This window comes from Kosakonia oryzendophytica, assembly GCF_027886705.1.
In the GTDB taxonomy this organism is placed as follows: Bacteria; Pseudomonadota; Gammaproteobacteria; order Enterobacterales; family Enterobacteriaceae; genus Kosakonia; species Kosakonia oryzendophytica.
The window spans coordinates 4,309,263-4,328,180 of sequence record NZ_CP115659.1 but is presented as its reverse complement, the minus strand read 5'-3'; the positions used below and the strand labels follow the sequence as shown (position 1 = coordinate 4,328,180).

At 55.4% G+C, this 18,918-nt stretch carries 13 protein-coding genes; 3 read left to right on the top strand and 10 right to left on the bottom strand.

The features are described from left to right. Nucleotides 1-20: 20 nt before the first annotated feature. Nucleotides 21-2,363 (bottom strand): LPS assembly protein LptD, encoded by a 2,343-nt coding sequence (gene lptD, locus O9K67_RS20835; protein WP_061497764.1) that lies wholly within the window; start codon nucleotides 2,361-2,363, stop codon nucleotides 21-23. 197 nt (nucleotides 2,364-2,560) lie between these two features. On the opposite strand from lptD, the gene djlA reads away from it, so the two are divergent. Beyond that, nucleotides 2,561-3,382, top strand: coding sequence for a co-chaperone DjlA (gene djlA / locus O9K67_RS20830; protein ID WP_061497762.1), 822 nt, complete (start codon nucleotides 2,561-2,563; stop codon nucleotides 3,380-3,382). 40 nt (nucleotides 3,383-3,422) lie between these two features. Here djlA and rluA read toward each other — a convergent pair whose 3' ends face one another. The 6 genes from rluA to araB all read right to left on the bottom strand — a co-directional run bounded on the left by rluA (nucleotide 3,423) and on the right by araB (nucleotide 13,571). Then, nucleotides 3,423-4,082: a bifunctional tRNA pseudouridine(32) synthase/23S rRNA pseudouridine(746) synthase RluA gene (gene rluA, locus O9K67_RS20825; protein WP_061497760.1), complete on the bottom strand. Its 660-nt coding sequence runs from the start codon at nucleotides 4,080-4,082 to the stop codon at nucleotides 3,423-3,425. An 11-nt stretch (nucleotides 4,083-4,093) separates the two neighbouring features. Continuing rightward, entirely contained in the window at nucleotides 4,094-7,000 is a 2,907-nt protein-coding gene (gene rapA, locus O9K67_RS20820) for an RNA polymerase-associated protein RapA (protein WP_061497757.1), read from the bottom strand. 139 nt (nucleotides 7,001-7,139) lie between these two features. Beyond that, the gene (polB, locus tag O9K67_RS20815; protein ID WP_061497755.1) at nucleotides 7,140-9,497 is read right to left on the bottom strand and encodes a DNA polymerase II; all 2,358 of its coding nucleotides are present in this window, start codon (nucleotides 9,495-9,497) and stop codon (nucleotides 7,140-7,142) included. A 73-nt stretch (nucleotides 9,498-9,570) separates the two neighbouring features. Then, nucleotides 9,571-10,266, bottom strand: a complete 696-nt coding sequence (gene araD / locus O9K67_RS20810) for an L-ribulose-5-phosphate 4-epimerase (RefSeq protein ID WP_061497753.1) — start codon at nucleotides 10,264-10,266, stop codon at nucleotides 9,571-9,573. Between the two features lie 100 nt (nucleotides 10,267-10,366). Continuing rightward, a complete protein-coding gene (gene araA, locus O9K67_RS20805) occupies nucleotides 10,367-11,869 on the bottom strand; it encodes an L-arabinose isomerase (protein WP_061497751.1) in 1,503 nt (500 codons plus the stop codon). Between the two features lie 10 nt (nucleotides 11,870-11,879). Continuing rightward, nucleotides 11,880-13,571 carry a ribulokinase gene (gene araB / locus O9K67_RS20800; RefSeq protein ID WP_061497749.1) on the bottom strand — a complete coding sequence of 564 codons (1,692 nt, stop codon included), beginning with the start codon at nucleotides 13,569-13,571 and terminating at the stop codon, nucleotides 11,880-11,882. Nucleotides 13,572-13,906: 335 nt separating this feature from the next. Here araB and araC point away from each other — a divergent pair, with 335 nt between their 5' ends. Next, the gene (araC, locus tag O9K67_RS20795; protein ID WP_061497747.1) at nucleotides 13,907-14,752 is read left to right on the top strand and encodes an arabinose operon transcriptional regulator AraC; all 846 of its coding nucleotides are present in this window, start codon (nucleotides 13,907-13,909) and stop codon (nucleotides 14,750-14,752) included. A 128-nt stretch (nucleotides 14,753-14,880) separates the two neighbouring features. Further along, a complete protein-coding gene (locus O9K67_RS20790; RefSeq protein WP_061497745.1) occupies nucleotides 14,881-15,651 on the top strand; it encodes a DedA family protein in 771 nt (256 codons plus the stop codon). Here the strand turns inward: O9K67_RS20790 and thiQ are convergent. From thiQ to thiB, 3 genes are read right to left on the bottom strand one after another with little or no spacing between them, the layout of a single operon-like run. Beyond that, on the bottom strand, nucleotides 15,645-16,346 hold the full coding sequence (gene thiQ, locus O9K67_RS20785; RefSeq protein WP_061497744.1) for a thiamine ABC transporter ATP-binding protein ThiQ: 702 nt from the start codon (nucleotides 16,344-16,346) through the stop codon (nucleotides 15,645-15,647). The genes O9K67_RS20790 and thiQ overlap by 7 nt on opposite strands. Continuing rightward, the gene (gene thiP, locus O9K67_RS20780; RefSeq protein WP_061497742.1) at nucleotides 16,330-17,940 is read right to left on the bottom strand and encodes a thiamine/thiamine pyrophosphate ABC transporter permease ThiP; all 1,611 of its coding nucleotides are present in this window, start codon (nucleotides 17,938-17,940) and stop codon (nucleotides 16,330-16,332) included. Before thiP ends, thiQ begins: the two co-directional genes overlap by 17 nt. Next, nucleotides 17,916-18,899: a thiamine ABC transporter substrate binding subunit gene (gene thiB / locus O9K67_RS20775; protein ID WP_061497739.1), complete on the bottom strand. Its 984-nt coding sequence runs from the start codon at nucleotides 18,897-18,899 to the stop codon at nucleotides 17,916-17,918. The genes thiP and thiB overlap by 25 nt, the downstream gene beginning before the upstream one ends. Nucleotides 18,900-18,918: the final 19 nt, after the last annotated feature.

Here is an 18,918-nt window from a genome sequence, read left to right as displayed (position 1 = left end):
TACGTTGCAAATCAAACAGATCACATTGAACTACGGTACGGCAGAATGTTTGAACGCAGCATTTGTTGCGTGCCCAAACCGTAGTTGGAACTCAAGCCGCGCAGCTCAATGTTGAAACCGATGCCGTTGTCATACTTGCTTTGGTCATTTTGCCAGCCGTTAATTTTGCGTTCATAGCCAACGCGAATGGCATAACAGCAGGAGTTATACTGTAAACCTAACATCTGATCGGCCGGTTTACGGGTATTAGTATCGTAATAGTAAGCGCCGACGACAGACCAACGGTCTACGATCGGCCAGCTTGCTGCCATACCCACCTGCGAAATACCGTCTTTGTATTGCGCCACTGACGCATAACTTGGCAGTGTTGCCTGAATGTATTCCGGGCTGGCGTAACGGTAGCTCAGTTGCACCATACGGTCTTCATCACGGCGATATTCCAGCGAGGTGCTGCTGTTCGCGATGTTGTTCAGACGAGTGTCATACTGCACCCCGCCGCGCAGACCCCAGCGATCGGAGATGCGCCAGTACGTGTCTCCCGCCCACACCAGCGAACCCGTTTTGTTATCTTTCTCCCAGTTAATGTTGTCATCACCGGTACGGGACTCGGTGAAATAGTAGATTTGACCAACAGAAACGTTAAAACGTTCAACTGCCGCATCATCATAAATGCGGGATGTGACGCCGGTAGTGACCTGGTTCGCGGATGCGATACGGTCGAGGCCGCTGTAAGTACGATCGCGGAACAGACCGCTATAGTCAGATTGCAGCAGCGTCGAGTCGTAGTTGTTGATATGGCTCTGATCGCGATACGGAACGTAGAGATACTGGGCACGTGGCTCCAGCGTTTGGGTATAGCCTTCCGCCCAGTTCATATCGCGCTCGAAAACCATTTTGCCGTCCATTTTGAACTGCGGCATAACGCGGTTTACAGAACTTTTATAGTCTGTTCCGTTTTCTTCGTTATAGGTATCCAGATTGCTCTGCTGGTAGTGAGTGGCCAGCATTTTGACTTCGGTATTCAGGTTGCTCCACTCATTCGATACCGGCAGGCTTAATGTCGGCTCCAGGTGAACACGCGTCGCTTCAGGACGATTGGAGTTGGAGCTCACGAAGTTTACGGCCTGGCCATAAATATGGGCATCGAATGGCCCCAGATTGTTCTGGTACCAGTTCACATCCAATTGCGGCTGTGCGGAATAGGCGTCGCTGTTACTGCGGTTAAAGACCTGGAACTGTTTGGTGGAAACCGTGGCGTCAAAGTTTTCCACCGCGTAGCCGACGCTGAATTTCTGCGTGGCGTAACCGTCGGTGCTGGAACCGTATTTGGACGAGAAGTCGTTAAAATAGCTGGCATCGCTGACTTTGGTGTAGTCAACGTTAAAACGCCATACCTGATCCATTACCCCGGCATGTTGCCAGTAGAATAGCCAGCGATGGCGATCGCCTTCGGTAGGGTACTCATCCTGATACACTTTATCCGACGGCAGGTAGTCAAATTCGATTAGACCAGCACCGGCTTGCGTCAGATAACGGAATTCGTTTTGCCACTGTACGCCGCCGCGTTTATGCATATAGTGCGGGGTAATTGTGGCATCAAAGTTTGGTGCAATGTTCCAGTAGTACGGCAGATAAAACTCGAAGGAGTTGTTGGTGCTGTACTTGGCGTTCGGGATCAGGAAACCTGAACGGCGTTTATCGCCGACCGGCAATTGCAGATAGGGACTGTAGAACACCGGAACCGGCCCCAGCTTAAAGCGCGCATTCCAGATTTCAGCGACCTGTTCTTCGCGGTCATGGATCACTTCAGTACCCACTACGCTCCAGGTATTGGAACCTGGCAGACAGGAGGTAAAAGAACCATTTTCCAGAATGGTGTAGCGGTTTTCCCCACGCTGTTTCATCAGGTCGGCGGTGCCGCGCCCCTGACGTCCCACCATTTGGTAGTCACCTTCCCAGACGTTAGTATCTTTCGTATTTAAATTCGCCCAGGCTTTAGGACCTTTCAGGATGACCTGGTTGTCGTCATAGTGCACATTACCCAGTGCATCCACTGTGCGTACCGGATCCGCCTGACCTTCCGCCTGCTGTTGATGAAGCTGGACTTCATCCGCCTGTAAGCGGCTATTACCCTGATTCACATCCACATTGCCGCTGAAAACGGCATTGTCCGGGTAGTTGCCCTTCGCATCATCGGCGTTGATGGTCACCGGTAAGTTGTTGGTGTCGCCCTGCACCAGTGGGCGGTTGTAGCTGGGAACGCCAAGCATACACTGCGAGGCAAGATCGGCTGCCAACCCCTGCTGGCTATAGAGAGCAGAGCCAATCATGGTGGCCAGGAGGGTGGGGATACGTTTTTTCATACGTTGTATTTGTTGTTCCGTCATCTGTGGCTTTACGCTGGCAAACGGTCAGAGACTAACTTACTCACCTTTGCAACGCTAGTGTTAATCCTGCCCGCGTTCGAGCCAGGTCAGAGAAGACTGTGCCTGTGCACGGCATAGAATGACGGGTATGATAAAGCAAATTTTAGCCGACGGCATGACGATTTGGGGAGTATATGCAGTATTGGGGAAAAGTGGTTGGTGTGGTCATTGCCCTTTTCGTGGGCGGCGGCTTTTGGGGCGCGATTCTGGGACTCATTATCGGGCATATGTTTGATAAAGCCCGCAGCCGGAAAATGGCGTGGTTTGCCAATCAACGTGAACGTCAGTCGCTCTTTTTTGCCACTACCTTTGAAGTGATGGGGCATCTGACCAAATCGAAAGGCCGTGTCACCGAAGCCGACATTCAGGTAGCCAGCCTGTTTATGGATCGGATGAACCTGCATGGCGAATCGCGTACGGCGGCGCAGCAGGCTTTTCGCGTCGGCAAAGCGGATAATTACCCGCTACGGGACAAAATGCGTCAGTTCCGCAGCATCTGTTTCGGGCGCTTTGATTTGATTAGGATGTTTCTGGAAATTCAAATCCAGGCCGCCTTTGCCGATGGCACGTTGCACCCCAGCGAACGGGATGTACTGTACGTGATTGCTGAAGAACTTGGCATCTCGCGCATGCAGTTCGACCAGTTCCTGCGCATGATGCAGGGTGGGGCGCAGTTTGGTGGCGGTTACCATCATCAGCAACAACAGACGGGCGGCGGTTGGCAGCAGGCGCGGCGCGGGCCTACGCTGGAAGATGCCTGTAATGTGCTGGGGGTTAAAGTGTCTGACGATGCCACCACCATCAAGCGTGCTTACCGTAAATTAATGGGCGAACACCATCCGGACAAACTGGTGGCGAAAGGTTTACCGCCAGAGATGATGGAAATGGCGAAGCAAAAAGCGCAAGAAATACAGAAAGCGTACGAACTTATCCGCGAGCAGAAGGGCTTCAGGTAAGCGTGAGAACCCCCGACCGTCGTCAGGCCGGGGGGAAGATTCAGAAATCGGCCGGGGCTTTAAAGGTCATACTGTTGCCGAACGCCGGGTGGGTGATGGTCAGTGTTTCTGCATGCAGCAGTAAACGCGATGCCATCGCCAGCGCTTCCGGTGGAGCATAAAAACGATCGCCAAGGATGGGGTGTCCCAGCGCCAGCATATGCACACGCAATTGATGCGAACGACCGGTGATCGGCTTCAGACGCACGCGTGCCGTTCCATCCTCATCCGTACTCAGCACTTCATATTCGGTCTGCGCCGTTTTGCCGGTTTCATAACAGACCTTTTGTTTCGGGCGATTCGGCCAGTCGCAAATCAGCGGCAGATCTACCAGACCTTCCACGTTTTCGGGATGGCCCCAGACACGCGCCAGATACTGTTTTTTCGGCTCGCGCTCGCGGAACTGACGTTTTAACTCACGCTCTGCGGCTTTGGTGAGCGCCACCACAATCACACCGCTGGTCGCCATATCCAGACGATGCACGGATTCAGCCTGCGGGAAGTCGCGCTGAATACGTGTCATCACGCTGTCTTTATGCTCGTCCAGACGCCCCGGGACCGACAACAAGCCGCTGGGCTTGTTGACGACCATAATATGCTCATCCTGATAAAGAATGATCAGCCAGGGTTCTTGCGGCGGATTGTAGGGCTCCATCATCATGGTCGGCTCCGTTACTGATGCGTCACAACGATTAATCGCAGCGCATCCAGGCGCCATCCCGCTTGCGACAGGCTTTCCATAACATGCTGGCGGTTGCTTTCGATGGCAGCCAGTTCGTCATCGCGAATGTTCGGGTTGACCGCTTTCAGCGCTTCCAGGCGTGAAAGTTCCGCAGACAATTTTTCGTCGGCTTCGCTGCGCGCTGCGTCGATCAGTTCACGTGCGGCCGCTTCCACCTGCGCTTCACCTTTTTGCAGGATGGTATGCACGTCCTGCTGTACGGCGTTGATCAGCTTGCTGGCCGTATGGCGATTAACCGCGCTGAGTTGACGGTTAAAGCTTTCGAATTCCACCTGCGCCGCCAGGTTAGTGCCGTTTTTGTCCACCAGCAGGCGGATAGGCGTTGGCGGCAGGAAGCGGTTAAGCTGCAACTGCTTCGGCGCTTGCGCCTCCACAACATAAATCAGTTCCAGCAACAGCGTACCGACCGGCAAGGCTTTGTTTTTCAACAGCGACAGGGTGCTGCTACCGGTATCGCCTGAGAGGATCAGATCCAGACCGTTGCGGATAAGCGGGTGTTCCCAGGTAATAAATTGCGCATCTTCGCGAGAGAGGGCCACATCACGCTCAAACGTGATGGTGCAACCGTCTTCCGGCAGGCCCGGGAAATCCGGCACCAGCATATGGTCTGATGGCGTCAGGACGATCATGTTTTCACCGCGATCGTCCTGGTTGATGCCAATGATATCGAACAGGTTCATCGCAAAGCTGATCAGCGCCGTGTCATCGTCCTGTTCGGCGATGCTCTCCGCCAGCGCCTGCGCTTTTTCGCCGCCGTTAGAGTGGATCTCCAGCAGGCGGTCGCGGCCCTGTTCCAGCTGTGCTTTCAGCGCATCGTGCTGCTCGCGGCAGGATGCGATCAGCGCTTCAAAGCCGTCGGTGTTCTCCGGTGCAGCAAGGTAATTAATGAGCTGGCCGTGCACGCTATCATAGATGGCGCGGCCAGTCGGGCAGGTGTGCTCGAACGCATCCAACCCTTCGTGATACCAGCGCACCAGCACGGACTGTGCGGTTTTTTCCAGATAAGGAACATGGATTTGAATGTCGTGCGCCTGACCAATACGATCCAAACGCCCAATACGTTGTTCCAGCAGATCCGGGTTAAACGGTAGATCGAACATCACGAGATGGCTGGCAAACTGGAAGTTACGGCCTTCAGAACCGATTTCGGAACAGAGCAGCACCTGTGCGCCGCTGTCTTCTTCACCAAACCAGGCCGCTGCGCGGTCGCGTTCGATAATGGACATTCCTTCATGGAAAACCGCCGCACGGATGCCTTCGCGTTCGCGCAGAACCTGCTCCAGTTGCAAGGCGGTTGCCGCTTTGGCGCAGATCACGAGCACTTTCTGCGAGCGGTGACTGGTTAAATAGCCCATCAGCCACTCGACACGGGGATCAAAGTTCCACCATGTGCCGCTATCCCCTTCAAACTCTTGATAAATCTGCTCCGGGTAGAGCATATCGCGAGCGCGCTCTTCCTGGCTTTTACGCGCGCCCATAATGCCGGAGACTTTAATTGCAGTCTGGTACTGCGTTGGCAACGGCAGTTTCACCGTGTGCAGTTCGCGTTTCGGGAAACCTTTTACGCCATTACGGGTGTTACGGAACAGCACACGGCTGGTGCCATGGCGATCCATCAACATGGTGATCAATTCCTGGCGAGCAGCGGCCGCACCCTCACGATCGCTGTTGGCCGTCTGCAGTAACGGCTCAATATCCTGTTCGCCAATCAGATCACCCAGCGTATTGAGTTCATCATTATTCAGGTGATCACCCGCCAGCAGCAGCGCGACAGCATCGGCAACCGGGCGGTAATTTTTTTGCTCTTCAACAAATTGGGCAAAGTCGTGAAAACGGTTTGGATCCAGCAAACGCAGACGCGCGAAGTGGCTTTCCATCCCTAACTGTTCCGGCGTGGCGGTCAGCAGCAGAATGCCCGGTACGCGTTCAGCCAGTTGCTCAATCGCCAGATATTCCCGACCCGGCTCGTTTTCACTCCACACCAGATGGTGGGCTTCGTCGACGACTAACAGATCCCACTCAGCCTCACACAGATGCGCCAGGCGCTGTTTGTTACGGCGTACGAAATCCAGCGAGCAGATCACCAGTTGTTCAGTTTCAAACGGGTTGTCCGCATCGTGCTGCGCTTCAGCGTAACGCTCATCATCAAACAGTGAGAAACGCAGGTTAAACCGGCGCAGCATCTCCACCAGCCACTGATGTTGCAGGGTTTCCGGCACCACGATCAACACGCGCTCGGCCGCGCCGGAGAGCAACTGTTGATGCAGGATCATCCCGGCTTCGATGGTTTTCCCAAGGCCCACTTCATCCGCTAACAGCACGCGCGGCGCATGGCGGCGACCCACGTCGTGGGCGATATGTAACTGGTGTGGGATCAGATTGGTGCGCTGACCACGCAGGCCGCTCCACGGCATGCGGTACTGTTCACTTTGGTATTTACGGGCGCGAAAACGTAAAGCAAAACGATCCATGCGATCGACTTGCCCGGCAAACAGGCGATCCTGCGGTTTGCTGAATACCAGTTTACTGTCGAGCAGCACTTCACGCAGGACGATGTTGTTCTCTTGCGTATCCAGGCGGGTACCGGTATAGGCGAGCAGACCGTTTTCTTCTTTTACCTCTTCAACCGCGAGTTGCCAGCCTTCGTGACTGGTTACCGTATCGCCGGGGTTAAACATCACACGGGTAACCGGCGAGTCGCTGCGTGCGTACAAACGGTTCTCACCTGTGGCAGGGAACAGCAGAGTGACCGTGCGCGCATCCATTGCGACGACTGTACCAAGTCCGAGTTCGCTTTCCGTATCGCTAATCCAGCGTTGACCAAGTGTAAAGGGCATAAATGAACTCTATATCTCAAATTTCAGGCAATAGTTCGTCACCGCCTTAGGGCAGGCGGGCATAAATTTGGGTCCAGGAACAGGAAGGGCGCTATGGTACTGGATGACACCACGTTCGTATAGACTGAATTGTGTGGCTTTAAAATAATCCCAGTTGCCCTGTCAGTAGTGTAGCAAAATCGTCGTCAATGAAAGGGAGAATTCCTTCCGCAACCGGTTGAAGTTGTTTACTGAGATAGTGATCGTAATCCAGCGGCGAATGCTGATAGTCCACTGGCTCAGGGCCGCTGGTGGTCCAGACATAATGGATGGTACCTCGGTTCTGATACTGCGCAGGACGGCCGCGTTTACGGTTTTCTTCATCCGCCAGCCTGGCGGCGCGAACATGCGGCGGTACGTTGCGTTCATAATCCTTCAGCGCTCGGCGCAGGCGTTTGCGATAGACCAGTTGTGCATCCAGTTCGCCCGCCATCAGGCTGGCGATGGTTTCGCGCACATAATCCTGATAAGGCTCATGACGAAAAATGCGCAGGTAAAGGCTTTGCTGGAATTGTTGCGCCAGCGGGGTCCAGTCGGTGCGCACGGTTTCCAGTCCTTTAAACACCATGCGCTGGTTGTCGCCTTCCTGAATCAAACCGGCATAACGTTTTTTACTGCCCAGTTCGGTGCCGCGAATCGTCGGCATTAAAAAACGACAAAAATGGGTTTCAAACTCCAGTTCCAGCGCGCTCTCCAATCCCTGTGCTCGAAGATGCTCAGCCCACCATGTGTTTACCTGTTCAACCAGCGAGTTGCCAATGCGCGCGGCTTCTTCCTCGCTGTGCGGTTTTTTGAGCCAGACAAAGGTCGAGTCCGTGTCGCCATAAATCACGTCATAACCCTGTTCTTCGATCAGCGCTTTGGTCTGACGCATGATCGCATGGCCGCGCATGGTGATCGACGAGGCCAGGCGAGGATCGAAGAAACGACAGGCGCTGGTGCCGAGTACGCCATAAAAGGCATTCATAATGATCTTCAGCGCTTGTGAGAGCGGCTTGTTGCCCTGGCGCTTGGCGTCGTCCCGCCCGCGCCATATTTGCCCGACGATTTCCGGCAGGCAGTGTTTCTCTCGCGAGAACCAGGCACCCAGAAAGCCCTCTGTGCTGTGGACGTTATCCGGATGCGCCATGCCTTCGACCAGGCCGACAGGATCAATCAGAAAAGTGCGGATAATCGAGGGGTAGAGGCTCTTATAATCGAGCACTAGTACCGAGTCATACAGTCCGGGACGTGAATCCATCACATAGCCGCCGGGACTGGCCTGCGGCGGCACCTCTCCAAGGTTGGGTGCCACAAAACCTGCGCGGTGCATACGGGGAAAATAGAGGTGGCTAAATGCGGCGACTGAACCACCATGTCGGTCAACTGGCAAGCCGTTGACTGTCGCACGTTCCAACAGAAATGGCATGATCTCGGTTTTATGGAAAATGCGCGTGACCAGCTCGCAATCTTTCAGGTTGTAGATGGCGAGCGCGGGTTTGTCTTCGGCAAAGCGTCGATCGATTTCATCCATCCGATCCCACGGGTTATCAATGGCTTTCCCTTCACCGAGCAGTTCCTGCGATACGGCTTCCAGGGAGAAAGACGAGAAATTCCAGAAGGCGGACTTCAGCGCTTCAATACCGTCGATAATCAACCGGCCGGTGGCCTGTGCAAAGAAGACGCCATTTTTAAAGCCGTGTTCTCGCCACTCCAGTTCGCTGCCCTGACGGCCAAGCGTCAACGGGACACGATAACGTTCAGCGCTTTTTTGCAAAACCCGCAGATCGAACTGCACCAGGTTCCAGCCGATGATCACATCCGGATCGTGTTGAGCAAACCAGGCATTAAGCTTTTCCAGCAATTGCGGGCGACTGGCGACATACTCCAGATCGAAATCCACCTGCTGTGGGTTGCCATTCTCTGGCCCGAGCATATAGACCGTGCGCTGCCCACAGCCTTCAAGGCCGATGCAATAAAGCTCGCCATGGCGGCTGGTTTCGATATCCAGCGAGACCCATTTCAGCGTCGGGCGGTAGTGCGGGTTGGGTTTAAGGCGTGCATTGACCAGCGCCGTTCCCTGAGTCTCGCCATCGGCCCACACTGGCGCGGTAATAAAGCGTTCCATCAGAAAGCGTTCAGGCGGGCGCACATCGGCTTCATACACGGTGACGCCGCCCTCGCGCAGCGCTTTTTCGATACGCATGAGCTGGCGATGGCCACGGCAGTAGAGGCCATATACGGGTTGACGGTGGAAGTCCGACAGAGTCAGGGGCGTTAAGCGCCAGTGGTTTTCACTGCGCAGCAGGAGTTTGGCTTTTTCCACATGGGCGGCGGGAATAAACGCGACCGATTCCTGCGGCGGCAAGACCACGCGCAGCGGGCCGCTGTCTGTCGCCAGCCAGAACTCCACCTCGGTGCCGCCGGGGGTATCCCGCCAGTGTCGGGTTAATAAAAAGCCTTCTCGCGCTTGCGCCACAGCGTTCTCTCATAAAACAAAACCAGGCAAGATTATAGCCTGGTTCGGTGTGATAAGCTGTGGTTTTATACAGTTATTGCCCGTAATAGGCTTTGGCGCCATGTTTGCGCAGATAGTGCTTATCCAGCAGGGTCTGCTGCATCGGCGGCAGGCGGGGTTCGAGCTGACGGCAGAAAATGCCCATGTAGGCCACTTCTTCCAGCACGATGGCGTTATGCACGGCATCGTTGGCATTTTTGCCCCACGCAAACGGCCCATGGGAATGCACCAGCACACCGGGCATTTGCGCCGGATCGATCCCTTTCCTTTCAAAGGTTTCGACGATCACATTGCCGGTTTCCCACTCGTATTCGCCGTTAATCTCTTCATCGGTCATCTTGCGCGTGCAGGGGATTTCACCATAGAAGTAGTCAGCATGCGTGGTACCGGTCGCCGGGATCGGTTGACCCGCCTGCGACCAGATGGTGGCATGCCGCGAATGGGTGTGCACAATGCCGCCAATTGTCGGGAAAGCCTGATACAGCAAGCGGTGGGTGGGCGTGTCCGATGACGGTTTTTTCTGCCCCTCGACCACTTCTCCGGTGGTGATGTCGACCACCACCATATCATTGGCGGTCATCACGCTGTAATCAACGCCAGAGGGTTTAATCACCAGCACGCCTTTGTCGCGATCGACGGCGCTGACGTTGCCCCAGGTTAGGGTGACCAGGTTATGTTTTGGCAGCGCCAGGTTGGCTTCCAGCACCTGACGTTTGAGATCTTCGAGCATACTCCTCTCCTGAAAACATTACCGGATGGCGCTGAGCCTATCCGGCCTGCGGGTTTGTCAGCCCGGTGAATGAAGCGTCACCGGGCGTAAGCGCGAAGATTTAACGTTTTGAACCGTAATAAACTTCGTTCCAGCGCAGGGCATCTTTAAATGCCGGCAGGCGGGTATCGTTATCGATGACGGTCAGCTCAATATCGTTCAGTTCGCTGAACTGGCGCATATCATCGAGGGTTAGCGCCTGACTAAAGACGGTATGGTGCGCACCACCGGCGAGGATCCAGGCTTCCGATGCGGTAGGCAGGTCCGGCTGCGCTTTCCACAATGCGTTAGCGACCGGCAGTTTCGGCAGATCATGCGGAGTTTTCACCGCGTCCACGCAGTTCACCAACAGGCGGAAACGATCCCCCAGATCGATCAGGCTGGCGTTAATCGCCGGGCCGGTTTGGGTAGAGAAGATCAGACGTGCCGGATCGGCTTTGCCGCCGATACCAAGATATTGCACATCAAGGATCGGTTTTTCATGAGTGGCGATGCTTGGGCAGACTTCCAGCATGTGGGAGCCCAGCACCATGTCGTTGCCATTTTCGAAGTGATAGGTGTAATCCTCCATAAAGGAGGTACCGCCTGCCAGTCCGCCGGACATCACTTTCATGATGCGCAACAGCGCAGCGGTCTTCCAGTCGCCCTCGCCAGCAAAACCGTAACCTTGTTGCATCAGACGCTGTACCGCCAGACCCGGTAACTGTTTCAGGCCATGCAGATCTTCAAACGTGGTGGTGAAGGCATGGAAGCCGCCCTCTTCAAGAAAGCGTTTCATCCCCAGTTCAATACGGGCAGCATCCAGGACGTTCTGACGTTTATCGCCATGAACCTGTGCCGCCGGGGTCAGGCGATAGCTGCCTTCGTACTCATCCACCAGCGCGTTAATATCACCATCGCTGACGGCGTTAACCACCTGCACCAAATCACCCACGCCCCAGGTATTGACTGAAAAGCCGAACTTGATTTGTGCCGCGACTTTATCGCCCTCGGTCACCGCCACTTCGCGCATGTTATCGCCGAAACGCACCACTTTCAGATGACGGGTATCCTGTTTGGATACGGCCTGACGCATCCATGCGCCGATACGCGTATGGGCGTGTTTGTCCTGCCAGTGGCCAGTCACAACGCTGTGTTGCAGACGCATACGCGCACCAATAAAGCCGAACTCGCGGCCGCCGTGCGCGGTCTGGTTAAGGTTCATAAAGTCCATATCAATGCTGTCCCACGGCAGGGAAGCGTTGAACTGGGTGTGGAATTGCAACAGCGGTTTGTTGAGGATGGCCAGGCCGTTGATCCACATTTTGGCCGGAGAGAAGGTATGCAGCCACACCACCATCCCGGCGCATTTGTCGTCGTAGTTAGCGTCGCGGCAAATGGCAGTGATCTCATCAGGCGAGGTTCCCAGCGGTTTCAGCACCAGCTTACAGGGTAATTTCGCTTCGGCATTGAGGGCGTTGACCACCTGTTCGGCATGCTTCGTCACCTGTTTCAGGGCTTCCGGCCCGTACAGGTGCTGGCTGCCGATGACGAACCACACTTCATAATTGTCGAAAATAGTCATGATCTTGTCCTTAATGAGTTAAAGCGGCCTGCGAGACTGTCGCGGCTGAAGGGAGATAGTGCTGTTCGGCGCTCTTCGCCCACTGCTGATAGCGACGATAGAGCTGTTCAAACTGTTGCGCCTGCGGTGAAGGCTGCAGGGTTTTTTCGACAGCGCTGGCCATCTTCTGCTGTGCCGACGGGATATCCGCATGGACTTCCGCCGCTACGGCCGCAAAGATTGCCGCGCCCAATGCGCAACATTGCTCGGAAGCAACCACCTGAAGCGGACGGTTGAGCACGTCGCAGCAGGCTTGCATTACGCCGATGTTTTTGCGTGCAATGCCGCCCAGCGCCATGACGTTGTCAACGGCGATCCCCTGTTCGGTAAAGCACTCCATAATGGCGCGCGCACCAAAGGCGGTTGCGGCAATCAGGCCACCAAATAGCGCAGGCGCATCGGTACCCAGATTGAGGTCAGTAATGACGCCTTTCAGGCGTTGATTGGCATTAGGTGTGCGCCGACCGTTAAACCAGTCGAGCACCACCGGCAGATGTTCAAGAGAAGGATTTTTCACCCATGCGTCAGTCAGTGCGGGCAGAAGCTGTTTCTGGCTGGCTTTGATGTGCGTTTTCAGTTCCGGATGCTGCAGCGCCAGTTGTTCCAGCGGCCAGCCAAGGATGCGACCAAACCAGGCGTAAATATCGCCAAAGGCAGATTGACCGGCTTCCAGACCAATAAACTGCGGAACCACACTGCCGTCGACCTGACCGCAAATACCTTTTACTGCGCGATCGCCCACGCTCTGTTTGTCGGCGATCAGAATGTCGCAGGTTGACGTACCAATCACTTTTACCAGCGTGTTCGGTTGTGCTCCTGCACCAACGGCGCCCATATGACAGTCGAACGCTCCGCCGGAGATCACTACGGATTCGGAAAGCCCGAGGCGTTGCGCCCATTCAGCGGTCAGTGTGCCGACCGGTAAATCTGCGGTGTAGGTTTCGCGAAACAGCGGCCAGTCCAGATGTTTATTGATGATGGGATCCAGCGCGTCGAAGAACGATGCCGGAGGCAGACCACCCCAACTTTCATGCCACAAGGATTTATGCCCGGCGCTGCAGCGGCCGCGACGAATGGCTTCCGGACGTGTGGTGCCAGAGAGCAGGGCGGGAACCCAGTCGCAGAGCTCAATCCATGATGCAGCCGCCTGGGCGACAGCACTGTCGGCGCGGGTTACGTGCAGGATTTTTGCCCAGAACCACTCACTGGAGTAGATACCGCCAATATAACGGGAGTAATCCGTGCTACCAGGTGTGTGGCACAAGCGGGTAATCGCTTCTGCTTCTTCAACGGCAGTGTGATCTTTCCACAACACAAACATGGCGTTCGGGTTGTCGGCGAATTCGGGTCGCAGCGCCAGCACACGCCCTTCAGCATCAATGGGTGCCGGTGTTGAACCGGTACTGTCCACACCAATGCCTTTGATTTCCGCTCGCTGAGCATCGCTTAATTCCGCCAGCACTGTTTTGAGCGCGGCTTCCATCGACTCAATGTAATCCCGCGGGTGGTGACGGAACTGGTTATGCGGTGCGTCGCAATAGCGCCCTTCCTGCCAGCGTGGATACCATTCCACACTGGTGGCGAGCTCCGCCCCGGATGTGCAGTCTACCGCCAGCGCACGTACTGAATCGCTGCCGAAATCGAGGCCAATTGTGATTGCCATTGTGTTGCTCCATAAGAATAACCGTTAGCAAAAACATAGTGAGCGGCGGCAAAAACCGTCAGGCAGGATCCGCTAATCTTATGGACTAAATTGCTATGGCATCGCAAAGTGTGACGCCGTGCAAAAATTCGATGTGGACATTTCTGCCACCTTTATAGACACTTTCGTTATCCCTTTTAACCCTGCGTGAGGGCGTCGAAAAGGCGTAATCGCTTTTGTCTGGCGGGATTAAGTCATCACCGGGTTTACACCATTTTTTCGCAGATGGCGGAGAAGTGAAGGGATTATCAATATGGACAATTGGTTTCTTTGCCGAGCACGGGAGTATTGCGTTTATGGCTGAATCACAAAATGATCCACTGCTGCCTGGCTACTCGTTTAATGCGCATTTGGTGGCAGGTTTGACACCCATAGAGGCGGGCGGTTATCTCGATTTTTTTATCGATCGTCCGTTGGGGATGAAAGGCTTTATCCTGAACCTCACCGTGCGCGGTGAAGGGATTGTGAAAAACCACGGTAAACAGTTTATCTGTCGCCCGGGTGATATGTTGCTCTTTCCGCCTGGAGAAATTCACCATTATGGTCGTCATCCGGATGCCTCTGAATGGTATCACCAGTGGGTTTACTTCCGCCCGCGTGCCTACTGGCACGAATGGTTAAGCTGGCCGACGCTATTTGCCCAAACCGGTTTTTACCGCCCGGATGAGCCGAATATGGCGCGTTTTCGCGAGCTTTTCGCGCAAATTATCGATGCCGGGCAAAGCGCCGGTCGCTATGCGGAGCATCTTGCGATCAACCTGTTGGAACAACTGCTGTTGCGCAGAATGGAAGCGATCAACGAATCGTTGCATCCGCCGCTGGATAACCGTGTGCGCGATGCCTGCCAGTACATCAGCGATCATCTGGCTGATAACCATTTTGATATTGCAGGCGTTGCGCAGCATGTCTGCCTGTCGCCTTCGCGACTTTCGCATCTGTTTCGCCAGCAACTCGGGGTGAGTGTGCTGAGTTGGCGTGAGGATCAGCGCATCAGTCAGGCGAAACTGTTGCTCAGCACGACGCGCATGCCGATTGCCAGCGTCGGGCGTAATGTCGGGTTTGATGATCAGCTCTACTTTTCGCGGGTGTTTAAAAAATGTACCGGAGCCAGCCCAAGCGAATTCCGTGCAGGATGTGAATAATTCGTAAAGATTGGCAATGGTAGGTTCTGAAAAAGGATATAGCCTGTAAAATTTTCAGATAATTGAAGGCTTGACGCTTCCGGCTCTCCTCCGGAGAATCCGGCCTTCGTTGCTGAACAGGACAGGTTATGGAAGCACTGCTGGAACATTTTATTACCCAATCCGCCACATACTCCCTGGCGGCGATTGCGCTGGTGGCCTTTTTCGAGTCGCTGGCGCTGGTCGGGCTGATCCTGCCCGGCACGGTAATGATGGCGGCGCTGGGCGCGCTGATTGGCAGCGGCGAAGTCAATTTCTGGCAGGCATGGTTAGCGGGCATTGTCGGTTGTCTGCTGGGCGACTGGATCTCGTACTGGCTGGGCTGGCGTTTCAAAGCCCCGTTGCACCGCTGGTCGTTTATGAAAAAGAACAAAGCGCTGCTCGATAAAACCGAACACGCACTGCATCAGCACAGCCTGTTCACCATTCTGGTGGGGCGTTTTGTCGGGCCGACGCGCCCACTGGTGCCGATGGTGGCGGGTATGCTGGATCTGCCGGTCAGTAAATTCCTGCCGCCGAACATTATCGGTTGCCTGCTGTGGCCCCCTTTTTACTTCCTGCCCGGCATTCTGGCAGGGGCCGCAATCGATATTCCTGCGGAGATGCAAAGCGGCCATTTCAAATGGTTGCTGTTGCTGGCGGCACTGCTGCTTTGGCTGGCGTTCTGGCTGTGTTGGCGTCTGTGGCGCTCGGGTAAAGCCGGGATCGATCGTTTAACCCCATACCTGCCTCGCCAGCGTTTACTTTGGCTGGGACCGGGGATGATGGGCGCAGCGGCGATCGCTGTTTTCACGCTGATGGAACACCCGCTGATGCCGGTTTACCTCAACATTCTGGGCAAAGTGATCCGCGGTTACTGACCGTGAATGCCCAGTAATGCAGAGACCGCCGGTTTGCCGCTCAGCAGGTCGGTGGTCTTCCCATCCCAGGCGATACGCCCATCTGCAACAACCAGCGAACGCTCAGCAATGCGCACAGCGTCCTCAACACTGTGCGAGACCATCAGTAGCGTTAATTGCTGACGACGGCACACGTCCTGCACCAAAGCCAGCATCTCCTGACGTAGCGCCGGATCGAGGGCAGAGAAGGGTTCATCCAACAGCAGCAGCGGTTGTTCGCGCACCAAGCAACGGGCAAGCGCCACGCGCTGACGCTGGCCGCCGGAGAGCTGATCTGGCAGTCGATCCAGCAGTGTCTCCAGTCCCATTGTGGCGGCAATCGTGGCCAGTTTCTCCTGTTGATTGTGATTCAGTTTCAGCCCCGGGTTAAGCCCAAGGCCGATGTTCTGGCGCACGGTCAGGTGGGTAAACAGGTTATTTTCCTGAAACAGCATGGATACCGGGCGCTGTGATGGCGGCGTCGACGTGTGCGTGATGCCCTCTATCATCAACGTGCCGCTGGCCGGGGTCAGAAACCCGGCAATCAGATTCAGTAACGTACTTTTCCCGGCACCGCTGGGGCCGAGAATAGCGATGTGCTCCCCCCGTTCGACGGAGAGCGTGAAGCGCATCGGCAGATGCTGGTAAAGCCAGGTGACATCAATCAGTCTTAGCATGGCGGCCCGGAAGTTTTTCAATTACGGTGAAGAGTGCAAAACAGAGCAGCAGCAAAAGCAGTGCGGTGACGGCACCATCCTGGCTGCGGTAAGCGCCGATTTGCTGATACAAATAAAACGGTAAGGTGCGAAAGTCGTCATTGCCAAACAGCGCCACAACGCCAAAATCACCAATGGAGAGCACGCAGGCAAAGGCCAGCGCCTGCGCCAGCGGGCGTTTCAGCGCTGACAGTTCTACCACCCTCAGGCGCTGTAAACCCTGCATGCCCAGCGATTGGCATAGTACGCTATAACGCGCTGTCACATCACGCATTGGGTTTTCCAGCACTTTCAGGGCGTAAGGGATCGCCATCAGCGCGTTGGTGAAGATAACGATGCCATCAGCAGAAGTGGGGACGCCAATGCTGCTGTTGAACAGCAAAAAGAAGCCGGTCGCCAGGACGATCCCCGGCATTGCCAGAATCAGCATCCCGCTCAACTCCATGGCTTGCCCGGCGAGCCGCCGCTCACGTGCGCGTAGCTCGCGGCTGCTCCACAGCAACATCATGGTCAGCACAACACACACTATCCCTGCAGCCAGCGCAATGCGCAGGGAGGTCCACACCGCCTGCCACAGTACCGGTTCAGACAGCACTCTGAGTAAGCTCAGGTTGAAGCCATCAACAATCACCGCCAGTAACGGAGGGAGAAGCAGCAACAGCGCCAGGACGATCAGGGTGATATCGGTTATCCGGCTAAACAGCCGATCTTCCGGGTTACGCCAGCCCTGGATCTGATGGCTTCCGACGGCAATCGCTTTGCTCAAGCGTTGACTAAGCAGCACGAGGCCCAGGCAGCAGACCATCTGGATCAGCGCCAGCATCGCGGCACGGGAGGGATCAAAGTCGAAACTTAATGCCTGATAGATAGCCAGCTCAATGGTGGTCGCCTGCGGCCCACCGCCCAGCGACAGCACCGTGGCAAAACTGGCGAAACAGAGCATAAAAATCAGCGCGGCGACCGCCGGGATCTGGCGGCGCAGCCATGGCCATTCCACAAAGCGGAAAAAGGACCAGCCGCGCATGCCCAGTTGTGCTGCCAGTTGCCGCTGCTCACCGGGGATTTGTTCCAGCGACTGCAGCAACAAACGCGACGCCATCGGCAGGTTAAAGAAAATATGGGCTAATAAAATGCCCTGCAAACCATACGGCGAGAAGGTCCATTCCAGCCCAAGCGTGTGGCAGAGCGCGGCAAGCCAGCCCTGGCGACCATACACGCTGAGGATACCGAACACGGCGACCAGTACCGGCAGGATCAGCGTCATTGCGCACAGGCGCAGCAGTGCGAGTCGGCCAGGAAAGCGGCGTCGGTAGAGCGCGCGGGCAAGGAAAATCGCCGGGACGACCGAAAACAGGGCGGAGAGAAATGCCTGCCAGAAGGAAAAACGCACCACATGCCACAAGTAGCTGTCCCGCAGGAAAGCGATAAGTTCAGTCGCCGGTGCGTTTTGCCAGAGTGCGAAAAATGCTGCCAGCGCCACCACCACCAGGAGGGTGGCGGCGGTGACACCGGGGAGCAGCCAGCCTGCAATTAGCGGCTGACGGCGCGTTGCCATGTATTAATCCAGCCCGCGCGCTGTGCAGCGACATCCTGCGGGCTATATTCGAGAGAGGTTTGTGGTTTCACCAGCGTTTCAAAACCGGCAGGTAGCGTGACATTGCTCACCGGATACATCCAGTTGCCCGTGGGAATGGTGTTCTGGAAAGAGGGCGAAACCATAAATTTGAGGAACTTCCCGGCCAGTTCAGGCTGTTTGCTGGCGGTGGTGCGTGCGGCAACTTCTACCTGCAAATAGTGACCTTCGCTGAAATTCGCCGCCGCATAGTTATCTTTTTTCTCTTCGATCAGATGGTAAGCCGGCGAGGTGGTGTAGCTCAGCACCAGGTCGCTTTCCCCTTTCAAAAACAGACCGTAGGCTTCGCTCCAGCCTTTGGTGACGGTGACCGTTTTCGCCGCCAGTTTCTGCCAGGCTTCCGGGGCTTTGTCGCCATAGACTTTTTGCATCCACAACAGCAGACCCAGACCAGGCGTACTGGTGCGGGGATCTTCGTAAATCACGCGCCATTTTTGATCGCTTTCGACCAGCTCTTTCAGGCTTTTCGGTGGGTTTTTCAGCTTATTTTTATCGTAAACAAAGGCGAACCAGCCATAGTCAAACGGGACAAATGTTTCGTTCTTCCAGCCGCCAGGGACGCTGATCGCATCAGTGGATACGCCGCTTTTGGCGAACAGGTTTGTCTGCGTTGCGGCTTCCAGCAGGTTATTATCCAGCCCCAGCACCACGTCGGCTTTGCTGTTTTTACCTTCCATGCGCAGGCGGTTAAGCAGCGAAACGCCATCTTCCAGCGTCACGAATTTCAGTTCACAGTTACAGTCGGCTTCAAAGGCTTTTTTGACCGCAGGACCCGGCCCCCACTCGGCAGCGAATGAGTCGTAGGTGTAGACGGTCAGTACAGGTTTGGCAAAAACAGGCGCTGCGATCAGCAGCAGGAATGGCAATGATTTTTTTAACACTTTGCACCTCAAAATAGGT